Here is a 17,203-nt window from a genome sequence, read left to right as displayed (position 1 = left end):
AAAAGTCGTGCCTGTCCAATTCCCCATCAAACTGGTCGACCGCCGCATGCTGGCGCCCTCCATCGGCCATTACCAGTTCGTGCGTGACGACGGCCAGCCGCTGGATTTCCAGCCCGGCCAGTTCATCCAGGTCCATTTCAGCTACGCCGATGGCACTGAAACCAAGCGCAGCTATTCGCTGGCGACCATCCACGACCACGCGCTGGGCCCGGGCGAGGCGGTGGATATCGCGGTCAGCTTCGTCCCCGGTGGCGCCGCCACGGCGCTGTTCGAGGCACTGGACATCGGGGGCCAGGTCAGCGCGTCCGGCCCCTACGGTCGGTTCTGCCTGAACCCTGGCGACCACAACGCCCGCTACCTGCTGATCGCCACTGGCACCGGCGTCACCCCGTACCGCTCGATGCTGCCGTTGCTGGCAACGGCGATGGCCGAGCGCGGTGTGCAGGTGGTCCTGCTGCAGGGCGCACGCAGCCCGGGTGAGCTGCTGTACAGCGACGATTTCTACAGCTTCGCCGAAAAGTACCCGAACTTCCGTTATGTGCCGTGCCTGTCGCGGGAATTGCCGACCGAGCCGCACCCGGACGTGCACCATGGCTACGTACAGCAGGCGCTGGCGGAATTCACGCCGGACCCGGCCACCGACATCGCCTACCTGTGCGGCAATCCGGACATGGTCGACGCCTGCGCCGAAGCGCTGAAGGCGGCGGGCCTGGGCAATCCGCAGATCCGCCGCGAGAAGTACGTCAGCAGCAAGTAAGCCCAGGGGGAAGTGCCGGCCGCTGGCCGGCAACCTCATGGACGCTTGACGCGCATTTCCAACGGCGGCGGCGTATGGCCGCCCCCGCCGCCGGGATCAGTACGGCACCCACGCATCGCGCCAGGCCGAACCCACGCCGGGCCGGTACGCCTCGGCATTGACGTTGCACCACGCGCCTTCCGGGAACGGGCGACAGGCGTACAGCTTGCCATCGCTGCTCTTCACCACGGTCTGCCCGGGCACGTAGCTGCCGATACCGGCCGGATACACATGATCGAAATCACCACCGGGTGACGGTGTGCCCGGGTCCGGCACCTTCGTGTCCAGCTGGAAGCGGTTGCCGTCCTTCAGGTAGACGCGGTTGTCGGTGGCCGAGGCGGTGGGCGTGATCGCGCCGTTGCTGAGCACGCCGACGCGCGCATGCTGGGCACTGGCGTTGACCTTGCGGGCCAGCACCAACGGCCACTGCGCTGGCGCGGTCTGGCCTGCGGCCAGCGTCGCTTCCACACGTTCCACGTCGTTGCCGTTGGCATTGAACACACGCAGCGCCAGGGTAGTGCCTACCGGCAGCTCGGTACGCGCGGTGACCGGCCCGGCGTCCTGCCACTGCGGCACTGGCGTGGTACCGCCGCCGCCTTCAAAGCGCACATCCATGCAGGTGTAGAACGCCTCGGTCGAATCCGAACGCTGCCAGGTGTTGTAGATCACATGCTGGCCGCTGCGCTGCGGCAACGTGCATTGCAGCTTGTAGGTGCCATCGGCCGACAGCGGCGTGTTGCCCAGCGAACAGAACTCCTGCAGGTCGGCCCAGCGCAGCGGACTGCCCGGCTGCCAGCCAGCGCGGGTGACGAAGAACTTCCAGTCACGCGTGGCATGCGGGGCGGTGGCCTTGAACACGAAGGTGAACTTGCCGTTCGCATCGGGCTGGATCGGTGTGGTTTGCCAGTCGCTGCGATCCAGGTCCAGGCCGCGGAAGGTCGGGTTGTTGCCGCTGCACAGCTTGCCGTCGGGCACCACGGCCTGGTGGTTGCCGTTGGCGTTGGCCTGGTTGATGCCGTTCCAGTCGTAGAACGCCTGCGAGCCGGCCACTGCCTTGGCCGCCGCGCACGCCGGGTTGGTGGGGTTTTCCGGGTTGCCCTGGAAGCAGGCATAGACGCGGCTGACCGGGGTGATCATCGTGCCGTGTGCGGCCGCGTTGCCGGCAACGCCAACACCGGCGCCAACGAAGACGGTAGCCAACAGCAATGGGGTGTATCGCAGAGACATGGCGCATCCTTGTGGTCGTCGAAGAGAGTGGTGGCCGCAGAACCCGCGCTATGCCGCGCGACGGACGGTGGGCGGTACCGCCGCGAGTATCGAGCTGCAATGCACAGCGCGAAACCTCGTCGATGCCGATCCGTGACTGCGCGTGTGAAGCCCTTCCCGCCGGCTTCACGCCACACTGAACGAGTGCGTTGGCGGTCACGCCTGCTACGCGGCAACGATCACGTTCGCACCGACTGTCACGATCGCAGACTGACCACGCGATCCACCTGGCACGAGAAGCATCCATGCCCTGCGTTGTGCAGGTGCACGAAGGCCACCGTCGCATCGGCGAACAACCGGTCCAGGTGCGCGGCAACCTCGGTGCCCTGGCAGACCAGGCCGCTCAGCATGAAGTCCGCGCTGTCATAGGCACGCACTGAAATCAGCCGACGGTGCACGTAGGCAGGTACCACGCCTGCCGGCAGCACGCAGCGGGTGGCACCGCGCTGCACGAAGATCGGGCCCGATGCGCGGTACGGCGACTGCGTGGCCAGGTGTGTGTAAGGCAGTAGAAGCAGTTCCGCACCCGCAGGTGCGTCGGTCAGGCTGACCCTGCAGGGGTAGCCGCCGCTGTCGCCGGCGCGTCGCCGCACGATTCCCTGTGCAGCCAACGCATCGTCGCTGGAGTCGAACAGCGCTTTGAACGGCTGGTGGTCGATGCCACTGAGGTACCACGAATGCATGAAGTGTCTCCCGGTTTTCCGCGCATTCTGTCGGTGCTGCCGGCCGCATGCTCGCCGTTTTCCGCCACCGGATTCGCTGGGTGGTCTGTCCTGCGCACGCTGCAGCAGGACGGGCTGCAGCCGCAAGGCGCTAAGATGCGCGCGCCGCCTTTCTTCCAGCGCCGCATGTCCTTGGATTTCCCCACCGTCGCCGTGCTTGGCTTCCTGCTCTGCGTGGGCATCGCGCTGGGGTTCTCGCTGTTGCTGGTGGTGCTGCGCGGGCAACCGGTGTTGCGGCTGTGGACAATCAGTCTGTGGGCCCTGACCCTGGGTGTGACCCTGCTGGCGCTGCGTCCCTATCTGCCGCAGGTGCCGGCGATTCTGGCTGGTAATGCGGCGATGGCCATCTGCGCGGTGCTGCTGCTGCGGGGCATGGCCCTGCATCTGGGCCAACCCCAGTCGGTATGGCGACCGCTGTTGCTGGTGGCTGCATTCATGGCCGGCATCTTCCTGTTCCTGGTGCCGTGGCCGAACCTGGTCGTGCGCCTGCATGTATTCAGTGTGTTCGCTGCGATCATCGATGGCTGGATCGTCTGGCTGCTGCTGCGCCACGCCCCGCCACAGCAGCGCACCAGCTGCAGGCTGGCCGCGGCGGTATTCCTCGCCGAGGGCCTGCTGTACGTGATGCGCCTGTTCCTGCCCGTGGCAGCCGACGCCGGCGAGGACATCATGCGTACCGGCACGCCGATGTTCGTGACCTACCTGGCTGGGGTGATGCTGGAGCTGGCCCGTTGTTTCGCCCTGGTGCTGCTGCTGGTCGAACGCATGCTGGTGGAACTGCGCCGGGCGGCGCGGATCGATGGCCTTACCGGCCTGCTCAATCGCAGCGCGGTGCTGGCCGATGGGCAGCTGCAGCTGGAGCAGGGGCGCCGGGGCGGTAAGCCGTTGGCGGTGCTGTTGCTGGATGTGGATCATTTCAAACAGGTCAACGGTCGCTGGGGCCATCTGGCGGGTGACCACGTGCTGCAGCATTTCACCGGGGTGCTGCAGCGCTGCGCGATCGGTCGCGTGCATCTGCTCAGCCGCTATGGGGGCGAGGAGTTCCTGCTGCTGCTGCCTGGCAGCAGCGGCAACGAGGCGACAGCGCTGGCCGACGCGATCCGCAACGCGCTGCAACAGCGCCCGGCACCGCTCGCTACCGGTCCGGTGGCGGTGACCGCCAGCATCGGACTGGCGCTGGACGACGGCCGGTCCGATCTTTCCGGCTTGATCGCGCTGGCCGACACGGCGCTTTACAGGGCCAAGGCCGAGGGCCGCAACCGCCTGGTGGCGGTGCCGACGCCGGCCTAACGCATCCACCTGTCGCCGCCAGCGCCCGGCGCGTGTAAGTTGGGTCACATCAGTTTGGTCACATCTGCCGCGGCACACCGTCGTGGTGGACAGGAACATTCCCAGGGGAATCACGCACGATGCAACGACACCATTTCGCGCGGGCCGGTCTGCTGGCCAGCATGCTGATTGCCGGCTGCAGCGCACCGCCGCAGGCAGGTACCGACGGCGCAGGCGATGCGCCCAGCCGCCGCTACGGCCAGATCGACTTCCGTCCCTGTACGCTGGCCACCGAAGGTGCCAGCGCGAACGTAGAGGCGCAGTGCGCCACGTTCCAGGTGCCGGAGGACCGGAGCAAGCCGGAGGGTCGAAGGATCGACCTGCGCATTGCATGGCTGGAGTCGGGCAACAGCGGCTCCGGCCTGCCAGACCCGGTGTTCTTCCTGGCCGGCGGCCCCGGCCAGGCGGCCAGCGAGGTCGCCGTCATCGTCGATACGGCACTGCGCCAGGTGCGCAAGCAGCGCGACATCTTCCTGATCGACCAGCGCGGCACCGGCGGCTCCAATCCGCTCAGCTGCCTGGGCGCGGATGGAAAGGAGCTGCCGATGGATGAAGACGCTGCGCCCAGCGAAGCGCTGCTGCGCGAGTACGCTGAACGCTGCGCTGCGTCGTTGAAGGGCCGTGCCGACCCGCGCTTCTACACCACCGCCGAGGCCATCGCCGATCTGGACGCGGTACGCCAGGCGCTGGGCGCCAACACGCTCAACCTGGTTGGTGGCTCGTACGGCACCCGCGTTGCCCAGCGCTATGCGGCCGCCTATCCGCAGCACACCCGCAGCATCGTGATCGATGGCGTGGTACCGAACGAGCTGGTGGTCGGTGGCGATTTCGCCACGACCTTCGACAATGCGATCACCCTGCAGTCGGCGCAGTGCCGCAAGGACCCTGTCTGCAGCAAGCGCTTCCCGGTCGACACGCGCGCGCAGCTGCGCAGCGTGGTGGACACCCTGCGCCGCGCGCCGGTTACGGTCGACTACCGCGATCCGGGCACGAATGCGCCGCGCAAGGATGTGTTGACCCCGGACAGCGTGGTCGGCCTGGCGTTCGCCTTCTCCTACGTACCGCAGTATTCCTCGCTGCTGCCACTGGTGTTGGACGAGGCCGCGCAGGGGCGTTACGCGCCACTGGCCTCGCTGGTACGCGGTGCGACCCGCAGCATGGACTTCCAGATCAACCGTGGCATGCAGTGGTCGGTGATCTGCAGTGAAGACGCGCCGCGCTACCAGGCACCGGCCGAGAACACCGACAGCCTGGTCGGCCCGGAAGTGGCGCGTGCATTCTTCGCCGCCTGCCCGGTCTGGCCGCATCAGCCGGCACCGGCCGCTGCGGCAGTGCCGCTGCGCAGCGATCTGCCGGTGCTGCTGCTGTCCGGCGAGCTGGACCCAGTGACGCCGCCGCGTTATGCCGAACAGGTGCTCAAGGGGTTGTCGAAGGGACGTGCGCTGGTTGCCCGCGGGCAAGGCCACGGCACCCTGACTGCCGGGTGCATGCCGCGCCTGCTCGGCCAGTTCATCGACACCACCGATGCCAAGGCGCTGGATGCCAGCTGCCTGGACACGCTGAGCTACGTGCCGGCGTTCACCTCGTTCAACGGATGGGCCCCATGATCGTCGCCGACAACCTGCACAAGGCTTTCAATACCCGCACGGGTCGCATCCAGGCAGTGGCCGATGTCGGCTTCCGCGCCGAGGATGGCCGCATCACCGGCCTGCTCGGCCCGAACGGTGCCGGCAAGACCACCACCATGCGCATGCTGTACACGCTGATGACGCCGGACGAAGGCAGCATTACCGTCGATGGCATCGACGCCGCTCGTGATCCGGTGGAGGTGCGTCGCCATCTCGGCGTACTGCCCGACGCGCGTGGCGTCTACAAGCGGCTGACCGCACGTGAGAACATCGCCTACTTCGGCGAACTGCATGGCCTGTCCGCGTCGCGCATCCGCGAACGCATCGAAGTGCTGTCGCATGCGCTGGACATGGCTGACATCCTCGACCGCCAGACCGATGGCTTCTCGCAGGGCCAGCGCACCAAGACCGCCATTGCCCGCGCGCTGGTACACGACCCGCGCAACGTCATCCTCGACGAACCCACCAACGGCCTGGACGTGATGACCACCCGCGCACTTCGCCGCTTCCTGCTGGGCCTGCGCGAGGAAGGGCGCTGCGTGATCCTGTCCAGCCACATCATGCAGGAGGTCGGTGCGCTGTGTGACCACATCGTGATCATCGCCAAGGGCACGGTGATGGCCGCAGGCAGTGCCGATGAACTGCGTGCGCAGTCCGGCGAACCCAACCTGGAAGATGCGTTCGTGAAACTGATTGGCAGCGAAGAGGGCCTGCACGCATGAGCATGATGTCGACCATGATGACGGTGATGCGCAAGGAACTGCGCGACCTCTCGCGTGACCGCCGCACCCTGATGCTGACCCTGCTGTTTGGTCCCCTGCTGTACCCGCTGCTGATCCTGGGCATGGGCAAGCTGGCCGAAAGCCGCGTGCGCATCCAGATTGAACAGCCGCTGCAGATCCCCACCATTGGTGCCGAGAATGCGCCGAACCTGGTGGTTTTCCTGGCCGCGCAGGGGCTGAACACCGCGCCGGCGCCCAAGGATCTGGCCGAGGCGATCCGCTCGCAGGAGATTGACGTGGCCCTGCGCATCAGCCCCGATTTCGGCAAGGACTGGGCCGACGGCAAGCCCGCGCTGGTGGAAGTGATCCGTGACAGCACCCGCCGCGCCGCGGAGGTACCCAGTGCTCGCCTGCAGGCGGCCCTGGCCACCTACAACGGCCAGGTCGGTGCGCTGCGGCTGATGGCACGTGGCGTCGACGCACAGGTCGCGCGACCGCTGGATGTAGCCACCCAGGACATGGCCAGTGCCGAGGCCAAGCGCGGCATGATGCTGTCGATGCTGCTGCCGGTACTGCTGACGCTGACCTCGTTCATCGGTGGCGCCTATCTGGTGATGGATGCCACCGCCGGTGAGCGCGAACGGCAATCGCTGGAGCCGCTGCTGGCGACCCCGGGTTCGCGCAGTGCCATCGTCAGCGGCAAGATCGCCGCCGCCTGCGTGGTCGGCTTCGCCTCGTTGCTGCTGACGTTGATCGCGTTCAAGGCCAGTGCGCAGATCGCGCCCGGCAATGTCGGCCGGCAGCTCAACATGAACATCGGCTCGATGTTGCAGATGCTGCTGGTGATGGTGCCGATGTTGCTGATCGGCACCTCGCTGCTGACCTTCCTCTCGGCTGCAGCCAAGAGCATGAAGGAAGCGCAGAGCCACATGACCTGGTTGGTGCTGCTGCCGATGCTGCCCGGCTACGCACTGATGGCCTACCCGGTGAAGAGCGAGCTGTGGCAGTACGCGGTGCCGTTCCTGTCGCAGAACCAGATGCTGTTGAAGGTGATCCGCCACGAGTCGATCAGTCCCACGGTCTGGGCGATCTACCTGGGCGCGAGCCTGGGTCTGGCGGCAGTGTTGTGGTTCGCTGCAGTGCGCCGTTACCACAACGAACGACTGGCGATTTCCGGCTGAGCCTAACCGGTAGCGCCGGGCCATGCCCGGCGGATGCAGAACGAGCCGAAAAGGGGACGGAGGGGATTAAGTCGTTTTCATCCCTTCCGTCCCCTCTTTCAGCGGGCGCCCCCGCTTGCGCAGCACCACTGGCCGCCCGAGTGTTTCTTCCACCATCTGCAGGAATGCGGCGTCTCCCAGCGGGCGTTGCATCGCATTGTGGGCACGGATCACTGGAGCCTCGGCAGATGCGTTCACGTCCCGCAGGAATTCTGCGTACCGCATCGCTCGCTGCTGCAGGGTCGGCGCCAGCGCCTGCAGCACAGGATGGGGTGTCAGCAATGGGTCGTCGCGAAGATCCAGATTCCCATGCACACTGGACCATGGATGATCCTCAGCGATAGCCACCACGCCGGCACGAACGGGGTTGAGCTCGATGTAGCGATATACGCTGAGGAGATAGGCGTCACTGTCGACCATCGAAGAATGGAAGCGGCCCTGCCAGAGAGGTCCGCTGCGTTCATGCCGCTGGTTGAAGGCCTGTACGTAGCAGTTGCCTTGGGCGCGCATGGCATGGGCCAGGCCTTGGTTGGTGGATGGCGTGGCAAGCAGGTGGAAGTGGTTGCCCATGAGTACATACGCATGCAGTGCGACGTGATGCTTGACGAAGGCACCGTGCAGCAGATGCAGGAACAGTTGGCGGTCGATATCGTCGACGAAGATCGCGCCTCTGTTCACGCCACGCTGGGTCACGTGATAGGGCTGACCGGCCAACATCAGGCGTGCTTGTCGAGGCATGGGAATCCGAGTTTGCAGGGAACTTCCAGCGTGCCGCTGTCGTGGCAGCAGATGACATCAGGGGATACCGCTCAGTGCTGTGGGGCGGGGCAGAAGCGACTTAATCCCCTCCGTCCCCTTTTCCATACCGCGCCGGCGTCACGCCCATCTCGCGCTTGAACACGGCGATGAACGAGCTGGGCGTGTCATAGCCCAATGACAGTGCGACGGTGGTGACCGGTTCGCCGGCCAGCAATCGCGGCAACGCCAGCAGCACGCGCAGGCGCTGCCGCCAGTGGGTCAGGGTCATGTTCGTCTCGGCCTGCCAGCGGCGCGCGAGGCTGCGACTGGACAGGCCGCTGGCTGCGGCCCAGTCCTCGACGGTGCGGGTGTCATGCGGCGCGCGCGCCAGGGCCGAGGCGATGCGGCGCAGGCGGCGGTCGCTGGGTTGTGGCAACGCCAGCGGCAATGACGGGCTGGCGGCAATTTCATCGCTGATCACCCCGGCCAAGCGCTGTTGCACCGCATCCAATGCCTGCCCCGACCACTGCAGTGCCCGCGGCACCGCCACTCGCAGCAGGTCGCTGGGCTGGAAGATGCGCGGTACGGTGGGCAGGTCCGTGCAGGTCTCCGCGCTGAAGTACAGGCTCCAGCCATCGAAACGGCCGATGCTGAAAAGCGCATGCGGGTGTCGCGGCGGAAGCCATGCCACGTGCCCGGCCGGAAGCAGCCAGTGAGTGTCGCCTGCCTCGATCCGCAGCAGGCCCGTGTGGGCGCCCAGAAGTTGACCGCGCGCGTGCTGGTGGCGGGCCGTGCGGCGGGAACCCTGCATCGCCAGCTGCGCGCCAAGCAGGGGTGGGCCCGCGCTGGCCTCGGCCAGTGCAGGATCGATCAACGGCGCCTGGAGTGTCTGTTCTGCCATATTTGTTGGCAGTTATACGGCAGAAAGGTCGCATGCGAGCGCCGACACTGGTTACCCACTTTCCAGGAGATCAGCATGCAGCCGCACGACATCCTTCCCGACCACCAGAACGACGTGCAGGTGAACGGTCTCACCGTGCGCAAGGGCAGCGTCGGTGCCTTCCTCGCCAGCGTCCGCGACTGGCAGGACCCGGCCAGTGACTCTGCCACCCGTGGCACCGCCGAAGCCGATCTGCGCAGCCTGCTGCCGGGGCTGCACGCGCTGGGTCTGTTCCAGGTGCTGGCGGCACGTGATCCGGCGCTGCAACGGCTGATCGATGGCGCAGCCTGAAATGCACAAGGCCCGGACGTGCCGGGCCTTGTGCGTCATTGCGGGTAGAAGCGACTTAATCCCCTCCGTCCCCTTTTTGGTGATCAGCCGCCCGGTGCGAACACCAGCGTGCGGCGGGTGGTGACCGGGGCATTGACCGGCTCGAAGCGCCAGCGCTTGACGGCGTTGAGCGCTTCGCGATCGAACACGCGCGATGGCGTTGCGCGCAGCACGCGCGCATTGGTCACCGAGCCGTCGGTGCCGACGGTGATTTCCATCAGTACTTCGCCGGAGGTACCCGAACGCAGTGCTTCGGCCGGGTAACGCGGCGCCGGCGTGCTGACCGGGCGCAGGCTTGGCGCGGCGGCGGTCGCGGCCTGGCGGGCGGCACTGGCCTGCTGCGCAGCGGCCTGCTGCTGCTTCTGCTCGGCATCGCGGCGCGCGGTGGCCTGGCGCTCGGCTTCCTGGCGCTCGCTGTCACGACGGGCTACATCCTGCTGCGCGGCAATCTGCTTGGCCGCCTCGGCTTCCTTGGCACGCTGTTCGGTCAGGCGCTGCTGCTCGGCCAGCTGCCTGGTGCGGTCTTCAGCGTCCTTCTTGACCTTCTCGGTCTCGTCTTCGGTGCGCTTGGCCGCAACCTGCACGCCCTTGCTCAGGCCTTCCTTCAGGCGCGGCAGGGCCGGGGCCGAGGCGTCGACCTTTTCGATAAGCGCGACCAGCCGCTGCGCTTCAGCGAAGTCTTCGCGGCCCAGGTGCTGCTCGGCGGCGATCAGGGTGTAGGGCAGCAGGTCGGTCAGCGCGCTTTTCACCGAGGCGTCGTCCGGCGTTTTGTCGCGCAGCGCCAGGTAGTACTCGATGGCGTTGTCGCCGGCCGGGGCGTACATGCGGTTCTCGCGCAGTGCCTGGCTGGCCGATTCGCGCAGCTGCTCGGTGCCCATCGACTGCACCTTGGCGGCCACGGCCGGTGCGGCTGGGGCTGCGGCGACAGGGGCGGCGGCACCCCGCGCGGCCGCAGCCGGTGTTTCTTCCTTGCCCGAGCAGGCAGCCAGGGCCAATGCCAGAGCGACCGGCATCCACCGGCGCGCGGCAGCGATCATTGCGACGTGCGACATCCTGCTCCCCTCTAAGAAGACGACGTTACGACAAACGTAGATACGCATGGCCGGGACGGAGGGTCCGGGCGTGGCGGGGGACGTTTCCCAGCGTCACCGTCGCCTGTAGCGAGGGTGCAATCTAGCATCCCGGCCACCCTTGCGTACAAGGGCCGGGAGCGCGGCCGGCAGCGGCAGTCGCGCCGCCGCCGGCGTTTGCGTCAGTGCGCGGCAGCCTTGCTATGGCTGTTGGACATCAGTTTGTCGGTCCAGGCGATGCCGATCGCCGACAGGATGAACACGCAGTGGATGATGGTCTGCCACAGCACGCCATCGGGGGTCAGGGTCGTGCAGGTATCGGGGCCGGCGTTGTAGAAGCTTGCCGATGCCGACGAAGCCGCTGCAGCCCATTGTTCCGGCTTGCACAGCGGCAGGCCGTCCAGCGGGCTGGCGGCGATGAACGTTTTCAACAGGTGGATCGAGGAGATGCCGATGATCGCCATCGCCAGCTTCACCTTCAGCACGCTGGCGTTGACGTGACTCAGCCATTCCGGCTGGTCCGGGTGGCCTTCCAGGCGCAGGCGCGAGACGAAGGTTTCATAGCCGCCGACGATCACCATCACCAGCAGGTTGGAGATCATCACCACGTCGATCAGGCCCAGTACGATCAGCATGATCTGCTGCTCGCCCATCGACACCGAGTGCGAGATCAGGTGCCACAGTTCCTTGCCGAACAGGAACACGTAAACGCACTGGGCAACGATCAAACCCAGGTACAGCGGCAGCTGCAGCCAGCGGGTAGCGAAGATCAGGCTGGACAGCGGGGACAGTAGCGGACGGTTTGTACTCATGCGGAGGATGCTGCGTTTCGGGGGAGAGGCGAGGTTACCGGCCCGCCATGACGGTGCCAAGCCAACGCACGCACTAGACTTCAGGTTCCTTTCCGTACCCCAGAGCCGCCGCCATGATCGACCTGTATTACTGGCCCACCCCGAACGGCCACAAAGTGACCCTGCTGCTGGAAGAAGCCGGCCTGGAGTACCGCATCCACCCGGTCAACATCGGTTCGGGCGACCAGTTCAAGCCGGAATTCCTGGCCATCTCCCCCAACAACAAGATGCCGGCCATCGTCGACCATGCCCCGGCCGATGGCGGCGCCCCGCAGAGCGTGTTCGAATCCGGCGCCATCCTGCTGTACCTGGCCGAAAAGACCGGCCGCTTCCTGCCAGCCGACCCGCGTGGCCGCGTCACCACCCTGGAATGGCTGTTCTGGCAGATGGCCGGGCTGGGCCCGATGAGCGGGCAGATGGGCCACTTCAATGTGTACGCCCCGGAGAAGATCCCGTATGCGATCGAGCGCTACGACAATGAAGTGCGCCGCCTGCACGGGGTGATGGACAAGCGCCTGGCCGAGCACGCCTTCCTGGCCGGCGAGGACTACACCATCGCCGACATGGCCAGCTACCCGTGGGTTGGCGCCTACGACAAGCTGCCGGCGGACTTCGACGCCTTCCCCCACCTCAAGCGCTGGCACCAGGCCATCGCCGCCCGTCCGGCCACCCAGCGCGCCTATGCGCTGCGCACGCAGGTGAACCCGGATGCCGGCAAGCCGCTCAGTGACGAAGAGCGCAAGCACCTGTTCGGCCAGCGCTGACCCGGCACGGTAGGTGCCGACCGTTGGTCGGCACTCATCATGGGAAGACCTCATGGGCAGAAGGTCATGCTGTCTTCCCGCACCGGCTTGGTTAGGATGGAGGCCGACCGTCGCGTGCCTGTCGCGGTGACGGACCTGCCGTTTGCCGGGATCCTCCATGCGCCATCTGTTCGCCTCGCTCGCTCTCATGCTCGCCACCAGTACCGTCGCCCACGCTGAAAAACTCACCCTGGAAGCCATCACCGGCCCGCTGCCGTTGTCGGGCCCGACCCTGATGAAGCCGAAGGTGGCGCCGGACGGCTCGCGTGTGACCTTCCTGCGCGGCAAGGACAGCGACCGCAACCAGCTGGACCTGTGGAGCTATGACATCGGCAGCGGCCAGACCCGCCTGCTGGTGGATTCGAAGGTGGTGCTGCCCGGCACCGAGACCCTCAGCGATGAGGAAAAGGCCCGCCGCGAGCGCCAGCGCATCGCCGCCATGACCGGCATCGTCGACTACCAGTGGTCGCCGGACGCGCAGCGCCTGCTGTTCCCGCTGGGCGGCGAGCTGTACCTGTACGACCTCAAGCAGGAAGGCAAGGCGGCGGTGCGCCAGCTGACCCACGGCGAAGGCTTTGCCACCGATGCCAAGCTGTCGCCCAAGGGCGGCTTCGTCAGCTTCATCCGCGGCCGCAACCTGTGGGTGATCGACCTGTCCAGCGGCAGGCAGATGCAGCTGACCGGCGATGGCAGCACGACGATCGGCAACGGTATCGCCGAATTCGTCGCCGACGAAGAGATGGATCGCCATACCGGTTACTGGTGGGCGCCGGACGACTCGGCCATCGCCTACGCCCGCATCGATGAAAGCCCGGTGCCGGTGCAGAAGCGCTACGAAGTCTATGCCGATCGCACCGATGTGATCGAACAGCGTTACCCGGCCGCGGGCGATGCCAACGTGCAGGTGAAGCTGGGCGTGATCTCGCCGGCGGAACAGGCGCAGACGCAGTGGATCGACCTCGGCAAGGAGCAGGACATCTACCTGGCCCGCGTCGACTGGCGCGATCCGCAGCACCTGAGTTTCCAGCGCCAGTCGCGCGACCAGAAGAAGCTGGACCTGGTGGAAGTCACCCTGGCCTCGAACCAGCAGCGCGTGCTGGCCCACGAAACCAGCCCGACCTGGGTGCCACTGCACAACAGCCTGCGCTTCCTCGACGACAGCAGCGTGCTGTGGTCGTCCGAGCGTACCGGCTTCCAGCATCTGTACCGCATCGACAGCAAGGGCAAGGCCACCGCGCTGACCCACGGCAACTGGTCGGTCGATGAACTGCTGGCGGTCGATGAAAAGGCCGGCCTGGCGTACTTCCGTGCCGGCATCGATTCGGCGCGCGAAAGCCAGATCTACGCCGTCCCGCTGCAGGGCGGCCAGCCGCAGCGCCTGTCGAAGGCGCCGGGCATGCACAGCGCCAGCTTCGCGCGCAACGCCAGCGTATACGTGGACAGCTGGTCCAACAGCAGCACGCCGCCGCAGATCGAACTGTTCCGCGCCAACGGCGAGAAGATCGCCACCCTGGTCGAGAACGATCTGGCCGATCCCAAGCATCCGTATGCGCGCTACCGCGAGGCGCAGCGCCCGGTCGAATTCGGCACGCTGACTGCCGCCGACGGCAGGACGCCGCTGAACTACAGCGTGATCAAGCCGGCCGGCTTCGATCCGGCCAAGCGCTACCCGGTGGCGGTGTACGTGTATGGCGGCCCGGCCAGCCAGACCGTCACCGACAGCTGGCCCGGCCGTGGCGATCACCTGTTCAACCAGTACCTGGCCCAGCAGGGCTATGTGGTGTTTTCGCTGGACAACCGCGGCACCCCACGCCGTGGCCGTGACTTCGGCGGCGCGCTGTATGGCAAGCAGGGCACGGTGGAAGTGGCCGACCAGCTGCGTGGCGTGGCGTGGTTGAAGCAGCAGCCGTGGGTGGACCCAGCGCGCATCGGCGTGCAGGGCTGGTCCAACGGCGGCTACATGACCCTGATGCTGCTGGCCAAGGCGTCGGACAGCTACGCCTGTGGTGTGGCCGGCGCACCGGTCACCGATTGGGGCCTGTACGACAGCCACTACACCGAGCGCTACATGGACCTGCCGGCGCGCAACGATGCCGGCTATCGCGAAGCACGCGTGCTGACCCACATCGAGGGCCTGCGCTCGCCGCTGCTGCTGATCCACGGCATGGCCGACGACAACGTGCTGTTCACCAATTCGACCAGCCTGATGAGCGCGCTGCAGAAACGTGGCCAGCCGTTTGAACTGATGACCTACCCGGGTGCCAAGCACGGTCTGTCCGGCGCCGACGCACTGCATCGCTACCGCGTTGCCGAAGCCTTCCTGGGACGTTGCCTGAAGCCTTGATCATCATCCGGGAAGGAGCCCGCCCATGACCCTGCCACCGCCGATTCCTGCTCCCTCCAACCTGCGATCTGGCTGGTGGTGCCGGCACTGGCGCTGGGCGATGCCATTGGCGGTGCTGCTGTTCCTGCTCGCATTGGGCGGCGCCATCGCCTGGAGCGTGCTGCGCTGGACCGAGGCCGCGCACGACAGTGCGCCGATGCGCGAGGCGATGCGTCGCGCGGGCTGCAGCATCGAACTGGTGCAGGTATTCGGAGAACCGCTGCAGGCCGGCACGCTGCCACTGGGCAGCATGCAGACCGCGATCAACGGCGAGCGCGATGTCGGGCTGACCGTAGCGCTGGAAGGGCCGCACGCGCACGGCCGCCTGTTCGTGAAGGGTACCCGCAGTGACAACGTGTGGGATTACCCGGTGATGTACGTGCTGGCCGAAGACAAGCAGACCTTCGACCTGAGCGCGCTGGATGATGCCGAAGCGGCTGGCGAATGCGAACTGCAGGCCTGCCGCGCGCGCGGGGAATGTGCGCTGACGGCCGCGCTGTAGAGGGCGTGACCTCCGGCCGATTGTCGCCACCGCCATGAGCGCGTAGGGTGCGGGCAACCCTGTCCTGGAGTGCTCCATGAAGCCGATCGCGCTTGCCATCGCCCTGGCCCTGACCGCCGCCCCGCTGCTGTCGGCCCCACCGGCCCTGGCCGCGCCGGCCGCCAAGGCCTCCACGCCGGCCAGCCCGGCCTGGGTCACGCGCAGCAACGCGCTGGCGCAGATCCTGCTGGATGCCCAGGGCCCGTTCCAGCCCGAGGAAACCGGCTTCTTCGGCGTGCCCGGCTACGACGACAAGGTCGCCGACCTCGGCCCGGACAACGACAAGCGCTACCGCGCCGCGATGGCCAAGGCCCGCGACGAACTGAAGGCCAAGCTGGCCAGCGAGAAGGATCCCAACGTCCGCCAGGACCTGGAGATCATGATCGCCGCTGCCAACCAGAACATTGAGGGCAGCGAGCTCAACCAGAAGTACCTGCTGCCGTGGCGTGATGCGCCGCAGAGCGTGTTCAGCGGCCTCAACCTGCTGCTGTCCGACCAGGTGCCGGCCGAGCGCCGGGCCAAGGCGGTCGATCGCCTGAAGGCGTACGCGGGCCTGCAGCCGGGCGGCACCGCGTTCACCACGCTGGCCCGCCAGCGCTACGAAGAGCGGTTGAAGGACAGCACGCTGCTGCAGCCGACGAAGATCGAAGTGCAGCAGTCGCTGGACAACGTCGAGACCTACATCACCGGTATCGAGTCGCTGCTGAAGAAGTACCAGGTCGCCGGTGCCGACGAGGCCATGAAGGCGCTTGCCGTGCAGATGAAGGAATACGCCGCATGGACCCGCAAGGAGGTGCTGCCGAAGGCACGTGCCGATGCGCGCCTGCCGGCCCCGCTGTACGCCTATCAGCTCAAGCAGGTCGGTATTGATATCGACCCGAAGCTGCTGATGCAGCGCGCGCAGCTGGAGTTCATGGAAACGCGCTCGGCGATGCGCCAGCTGGCGCCGCTGGTTGCGAAAGAGAAGGGCCTGAAGGTCAGTGATCCGAGCGACCCGGTGGCGGTGATCCGCGCGCTGAAGGGCGACAAGATCGCCGATGACCAGCTTGAAGGCCACTACCGCAAGGTGATCGATGCCATCGACCCGCTGATCCGCGAACACCGCATCGTCGACGTGCCGCAGCGTGCGATGCAGATGCGCCTGGGCTCGGCCGCCGAAAGCGCTGCCAGCCCGGCACCGCACTTCCTGCCCGCGCCGCTGGTCAACAACACCGGGCAGCAGGGCACCTTCGTGCTGCCGCTGGGCAACCCGGCTGCTGGTGCGGGTGCGCAGTACGACGACTTCAACTTCGGCGCGGCGGCCTGGACGCTGAGCGCGCATGAAGGCCGCCCGGGCCACGAACTGCAGTTCACCGCGATGGTCGAGCGTGGCGTGTCGCTGGCACGCACGATGTTCGCGTTCAATTCGGTGAACGTGGAAGGCTGGGCGCTGTATGCCGAAGCCGAGATGGTGCCGTACGAGCCGCTGGACGGGCAGATGATCGCGCTGCAGTTCCGCCTGCTGCGTGCCGCCCGCGCGATGCTCGACCCGATGCTCAACCTGGGCCTGACCGACCGAGCCAACGGCGAACGCGTGCTGATCGAGCAGGTGGGTCTGTCCAAGGCGATGGCCACCCAGGAACTGGACCGCTACATGGTGCGCATGCCGGGCCAGGCGGGCAGCTACTTCTACGGCTACACCCGCATCCTCGAACTGCGCATGCAGACAGAGCTTGCACTGGGCGCGAAGTTCGACCGCCTGGCGTTCAACAACTTCCTGCTCGACCAGGGCCTGTTGCCGCCGGACCAGCTGGCCGAAGCGGTGAACCAGGTGTTCGTGCCGAAATACCAGAAGAACTGACCGGTAGTGCCGGCCGCTGGCCGG

The 17,203-nt window shown here is 66.8% G+C and carries 16 protein-coding genes; 10 read left to right on the top strand and 6 right to left on the bottom strand.

Annotated elements, in window-relative coordinates; all coding sequences use genetic code 11:
• Positions 1–7 precede the first annotated feature (7 nt).
• Positions 8–757 carry a ferredoxin--NADP reductase gene (locus tag HUT07_RS19505; protein ID WP_176022301.1) on the top strand — a complete coding sequence of 250 codons (750 nt, stop codon included), beginning with the start codon at positions 8–10 and terminating at the stop codon, positions 755–757.
• A 96-nt stretch (positions 758–853) separates the two neighbouring features.
• On the opposite strand, the gene HUT07_RS19500 is transcribed toward HUT07_RS19505, so the two are convergent.
• Positions 854–2,023, bottom strand: coding sequence for a lytic polysaccharide monooxygenase (locus HUT07_RS19500; RefSeq protein WP_176022300.1), 1,170 nt, complete (start codon positions 2,021–2,023; stop codon positions 854–856).
• A gap of 236 nt (positions 2,024–2,259) precedes the next feature.
• Entirely contained in the window at positions 2,260–2,745 is a 486-nt protein-coding gene (locus tag HUT07_RS19495) for a DUF1203 domain-containing protein (RefSeq protein WP_176022299.1), read from the bottom strand.
• A 135-nt stretch (positions 2,746–2,880) separates the two neighbouring features.
• On the opposite strand from HUT07_RS19495, the gene HUT07_RS19490 reads away from it, so the two are divergent.
• The 4 genes from HUT07_RS19490 to HUT07_RS19475 all read left to right on the top strand — a co-directional run bounded on the left by HUT07_RS19490 (position 2,881) and on the right by HUT07_RS19475 (position 7,644).
• Complete coding sequence (locus HUT07_RS19490; RefSeq protein WP_254898906.1) at positions 2,881–4,074, top strand: GGDEF domain-containing protein; 1,194 nt, start codon at positions 2,881–2,883, stop codon at positions 4,072–4,074.
• 119 nt (positions 4,075–4,193) lie between these two features.
• Positions 4,194–5,720, top strand: coding sequence for an alpha/beta fold hydrolase (locus tag HUT07_RS19485; RefSeq protein ID WP_176022298.1), 1,527 nt, complete (start codon positions 4,194–4,196; stop codon positions 5,718–5,720).
• On the top strand, positions 5,717–6,463 hold the full coding sequence (locus tag HUT07_RS19480; protein ID WP_025877565.1) for an ATP-binding cassette domain-containing protein: 747 nt from the start codon (positions 5,717–5,719) through the stop codon (positions 6,461–6,463). Before HUT07_RS19485 ends, HUT07_RS19480 begins: the two co-directional genes overlap by 4 nt.
• Positions 6,460–7,644: an ABC transporter permease gene (locus HUT07_RS19475; RefSeq protein ID WP_176022297.1), complete on the top strand. Its 1,185-nt coding sequence runs from the start codon at positions 6,460–6,462 to the stop codon at positions 7,642–7,644. The genes HUT07_RS19480 and HUT07_RS19475 overlap by 4 nt, the downstream gene beginning before the upstream one ends.
• 66 nt (positions 7,645–7,710) lie before the next feature.
• Here HUT07_RS19475 and HUT07_RS19470 read toward each other — a convergent pair whose 3' ends face one another.
• Entirely contained in the window at positions 7,711–8,421 is a 711-nt protein-coding gene (locus tag HUT07_RS19470) for a transposase (protein ID WP_176022296.1), read from the bottom strand.
• 100 nt (positions 8,422–8,521) lie between these two features.
• Positions 8,522–9,322: a helix-turn-helix transcriptional regulator gene (locus HUT07_RS19465; RefSeq protein WP_176022295.1), complete on the bottom strand. Its 801-nt coding sequence runs from the start codon at positions 9,320–9,322 to the stop codon at positions 8,522–8,524.
• A gap of 75 nt (positions 9,323–9,397) precedes the next feature.
• Here HUT07_RS19465 and HUT07_RS19460 point away from each other — a divergent pair, with 75 nt between their 5' ends.
• Positions 9,398–9,652: a hypothetical protein gene (locus tag HUT07_RS19460; protein ID WP_176022294.1), complete on the top strand. Its 255-nt coding sequence runs from the start codon at positions 9,398–9,400 to the stop codon at positions 9,650–9,652.
• Between the two features lie 83 nt (positions 9,653–9,735).
• Here the strand turns inward: HUT07_RS19460 and HUT07_RS19455 are convergent, their stop codons facing one another.
• Entirely contained in the window at positions 9,736–10,743 is a 1,008-nt protein-coding gene (locus HUT07_RS19455) for an energy transducer TonB (protein ID WP_176022293.1), read from the bottom strand.
• 200 nt (positions 10,744–10,943) lie between these two features.
• Positions 10,944–11,573, bottom strand: a complete 630-nt coding sequence (locus HUT07_RS19450) for a TIGR00645 family protein (protein WP_176022292.1) — start codon at positions 11,571–11,573, stop codon at positions 10,944–10,946.
• Between the two features lie 113 nt (positions 11,574–11,686).
• Here HUT07_RS19450 and HUT07_RS19445 point away from each other — a divergent pair, with 113 nt between their 5' ends.
• The 4 genes from HUT07_RS19445 (at position 11,687) to HUT07_RS19430 (ending at position 17,179) form a co-directional block, all read left to right on the top strand.
• A complete protein-coding gene (locus tag HUT07_RS19445) occupies positions 11,687–12,376 on the top strand; it encodes a glutathione binding-like protein (protein ID WP_176022291.1) in 690 nt (229 codons plus the stop codon).
• A gap of 157 nt (positions 12,377–12,533) precedes the next feature.
• Positions 12,534–14,759, top strand: coding sequence for a DPP IV N-terminal domain-containing protein (locus tag HUT07_RS19440; RefSeq protein WP_176022290.1), 2,226 nt, complete (start codon positions 12,534–12,536; stop codon positions 14,757–14,759).
• 25 nt (positions 14,760–14,784) lie between these two features.
• Positions 14,785–15,300 carry a cytochrome c oxidase assembly factor Coa1 family protein gene (locus tag HUT07_RS19435; protein WP_176022289.1) on the top strand — a complete coding sequence of 172 codons (516 nt, stop codon included), beginning with the start codon at positions 14,785–14,787 and terminating at the stop codon, positions 15,298–15,300.
• Between the two features lie 76 nt (positions 15,301–15,376).
• Positions 15,377–17,179 carry a DUF885 domain-containing protein gene (locus HUT07_RS19430; protein ID WP_176022288.1) on the top strand — a complete coding sequence of 601 codons (1,803 nt, stop codon included), beginning with the start codon at positions 15,377–15,379 and terminating at the stop codon, positions 17,177–17,179.
• Positions 17,180–17,203: the final 24 nt, after the last annotated feature.

Origin of the sequence: Stenotrophomonas sp. NA06056, from assembly GCF_013364355.1 — a bacterium.
Taxonomy (GTDB): Bacteria; Pseudomonadota; Gammaproteobacteria; order Xanthomonadales; family Xanthomonadaceae; genus Stenotrophomonas.
The sequence above is the reverse complement of the archived record's forward strand: the minus strand, read 5'-3'. Positions and strand labels throughout refer to the sequence as shown.

Bases quoted from the DNA above. Each gene is read 5' to 3' on its own strand.
- HUT07_RS19500 (WP_176022300.1), bottom strand. From the start codon at position 2,023: ATGTCTCTGCGATACACCCCATTGCTGTTGGCTACCGTCTTCGTTGGC.
- HUT07_RS19495 (WP_176022299.1), bottom strand. From the start codon at position 2,745: ATGCATTCGTGGTACCTCAGTGGCATCGACCACCAGCCGTTCAAAGCG.
- HUT07_RS19490 (WP_254898906.1), top strand. From the start codon at position 2,881: ATGCGCGCGCCGCCTTTCTTCCAGCGCCGCATGTCCTTGGATTTCCCC.
- HUT07_RS19485 (WP_176022298.1), top strand. From the start codon at position 4,194: ATGCAACGACACCATTTCGCGCGGGCCGGTCTGCTGGCCAGCATGCTG.
- HUT07_RS19480 (WP_025877565.1), top strand. From the start codon at position 5,717: ATGATCGTCGCCGACAACCTGCACAAGGCTTTCAATACCCGCACGGGT.
- HUT07_RS19475 (WP_176022297.1), top strand. From the start codon at position 6,460: ATGAGCATGATGTCGACCATGATGACGGTGATGCGCAAGGAACTGCGC.
- HUT07_RS19470 (WP_176022296.1), bottom strand. From the start codon at position 8,421: ATGCCTCGACAAGCACGCCTGATGTTGGCCGGTCAGCCCTATCACGTG.
- HUT07_RS19465 (WP_176022295.1), bottom strand. From the start codon at position 9,322: ATGGCAGAACAGACACTCCAGGCGCCGTTGATCGATCCTGCACTGGCC.
- HUT07_RS19460 (WP_176022294.1), top strand. From the start codon at position 9,398: ATGCAGCCGCACGACATCCTTCCCGACCACCAGAACGACGTGCAGGTG.
- HUT07_RS19455 (WP_176022293.1), bottom strand. From the start codon at position 10,743: ATGTCGCACGTCGCAATGATCGCTGCCGCGCGCCGGTGGATGCCGGTC.
- HUT07_RS19450 (WP_176022292.1), bottom strand. From the start codon at position 11,573: ATGAGTACAAACCGTCCGCTACTGTCCCCGCTGTCCAGCCTGATCTTC.
- HUT07_RS19445 (WP_176022291.1), top strand. From the start codon at position 11,687: ATGATCGACCTGTATTACTGGCCCACCCCGAACGGCCACAAAGTGACC.
- HUT07_RS19440 (WP_176022290.1), top strand. From the start codon at position 12,534: ATGCGCCATCTGTTCGCCTCGCTCGCTCTCATGCTCGCCACCAGTACC.
- HUT07_RS19435 (WP_176022289.1), top strand. From the start codon at position 14,785: ATGACCCTGCCACCGCCGATTCCTGCTCCCTCCAACCTGCGATCTGGC.
- HUT07_RS19430 (WP_176022288.1), top strand. From the start codon at position 15,377: ATGAAGCCGATCGCGCTTGCCATCGCCCTGGCCCTGACCGCCGCCCCG.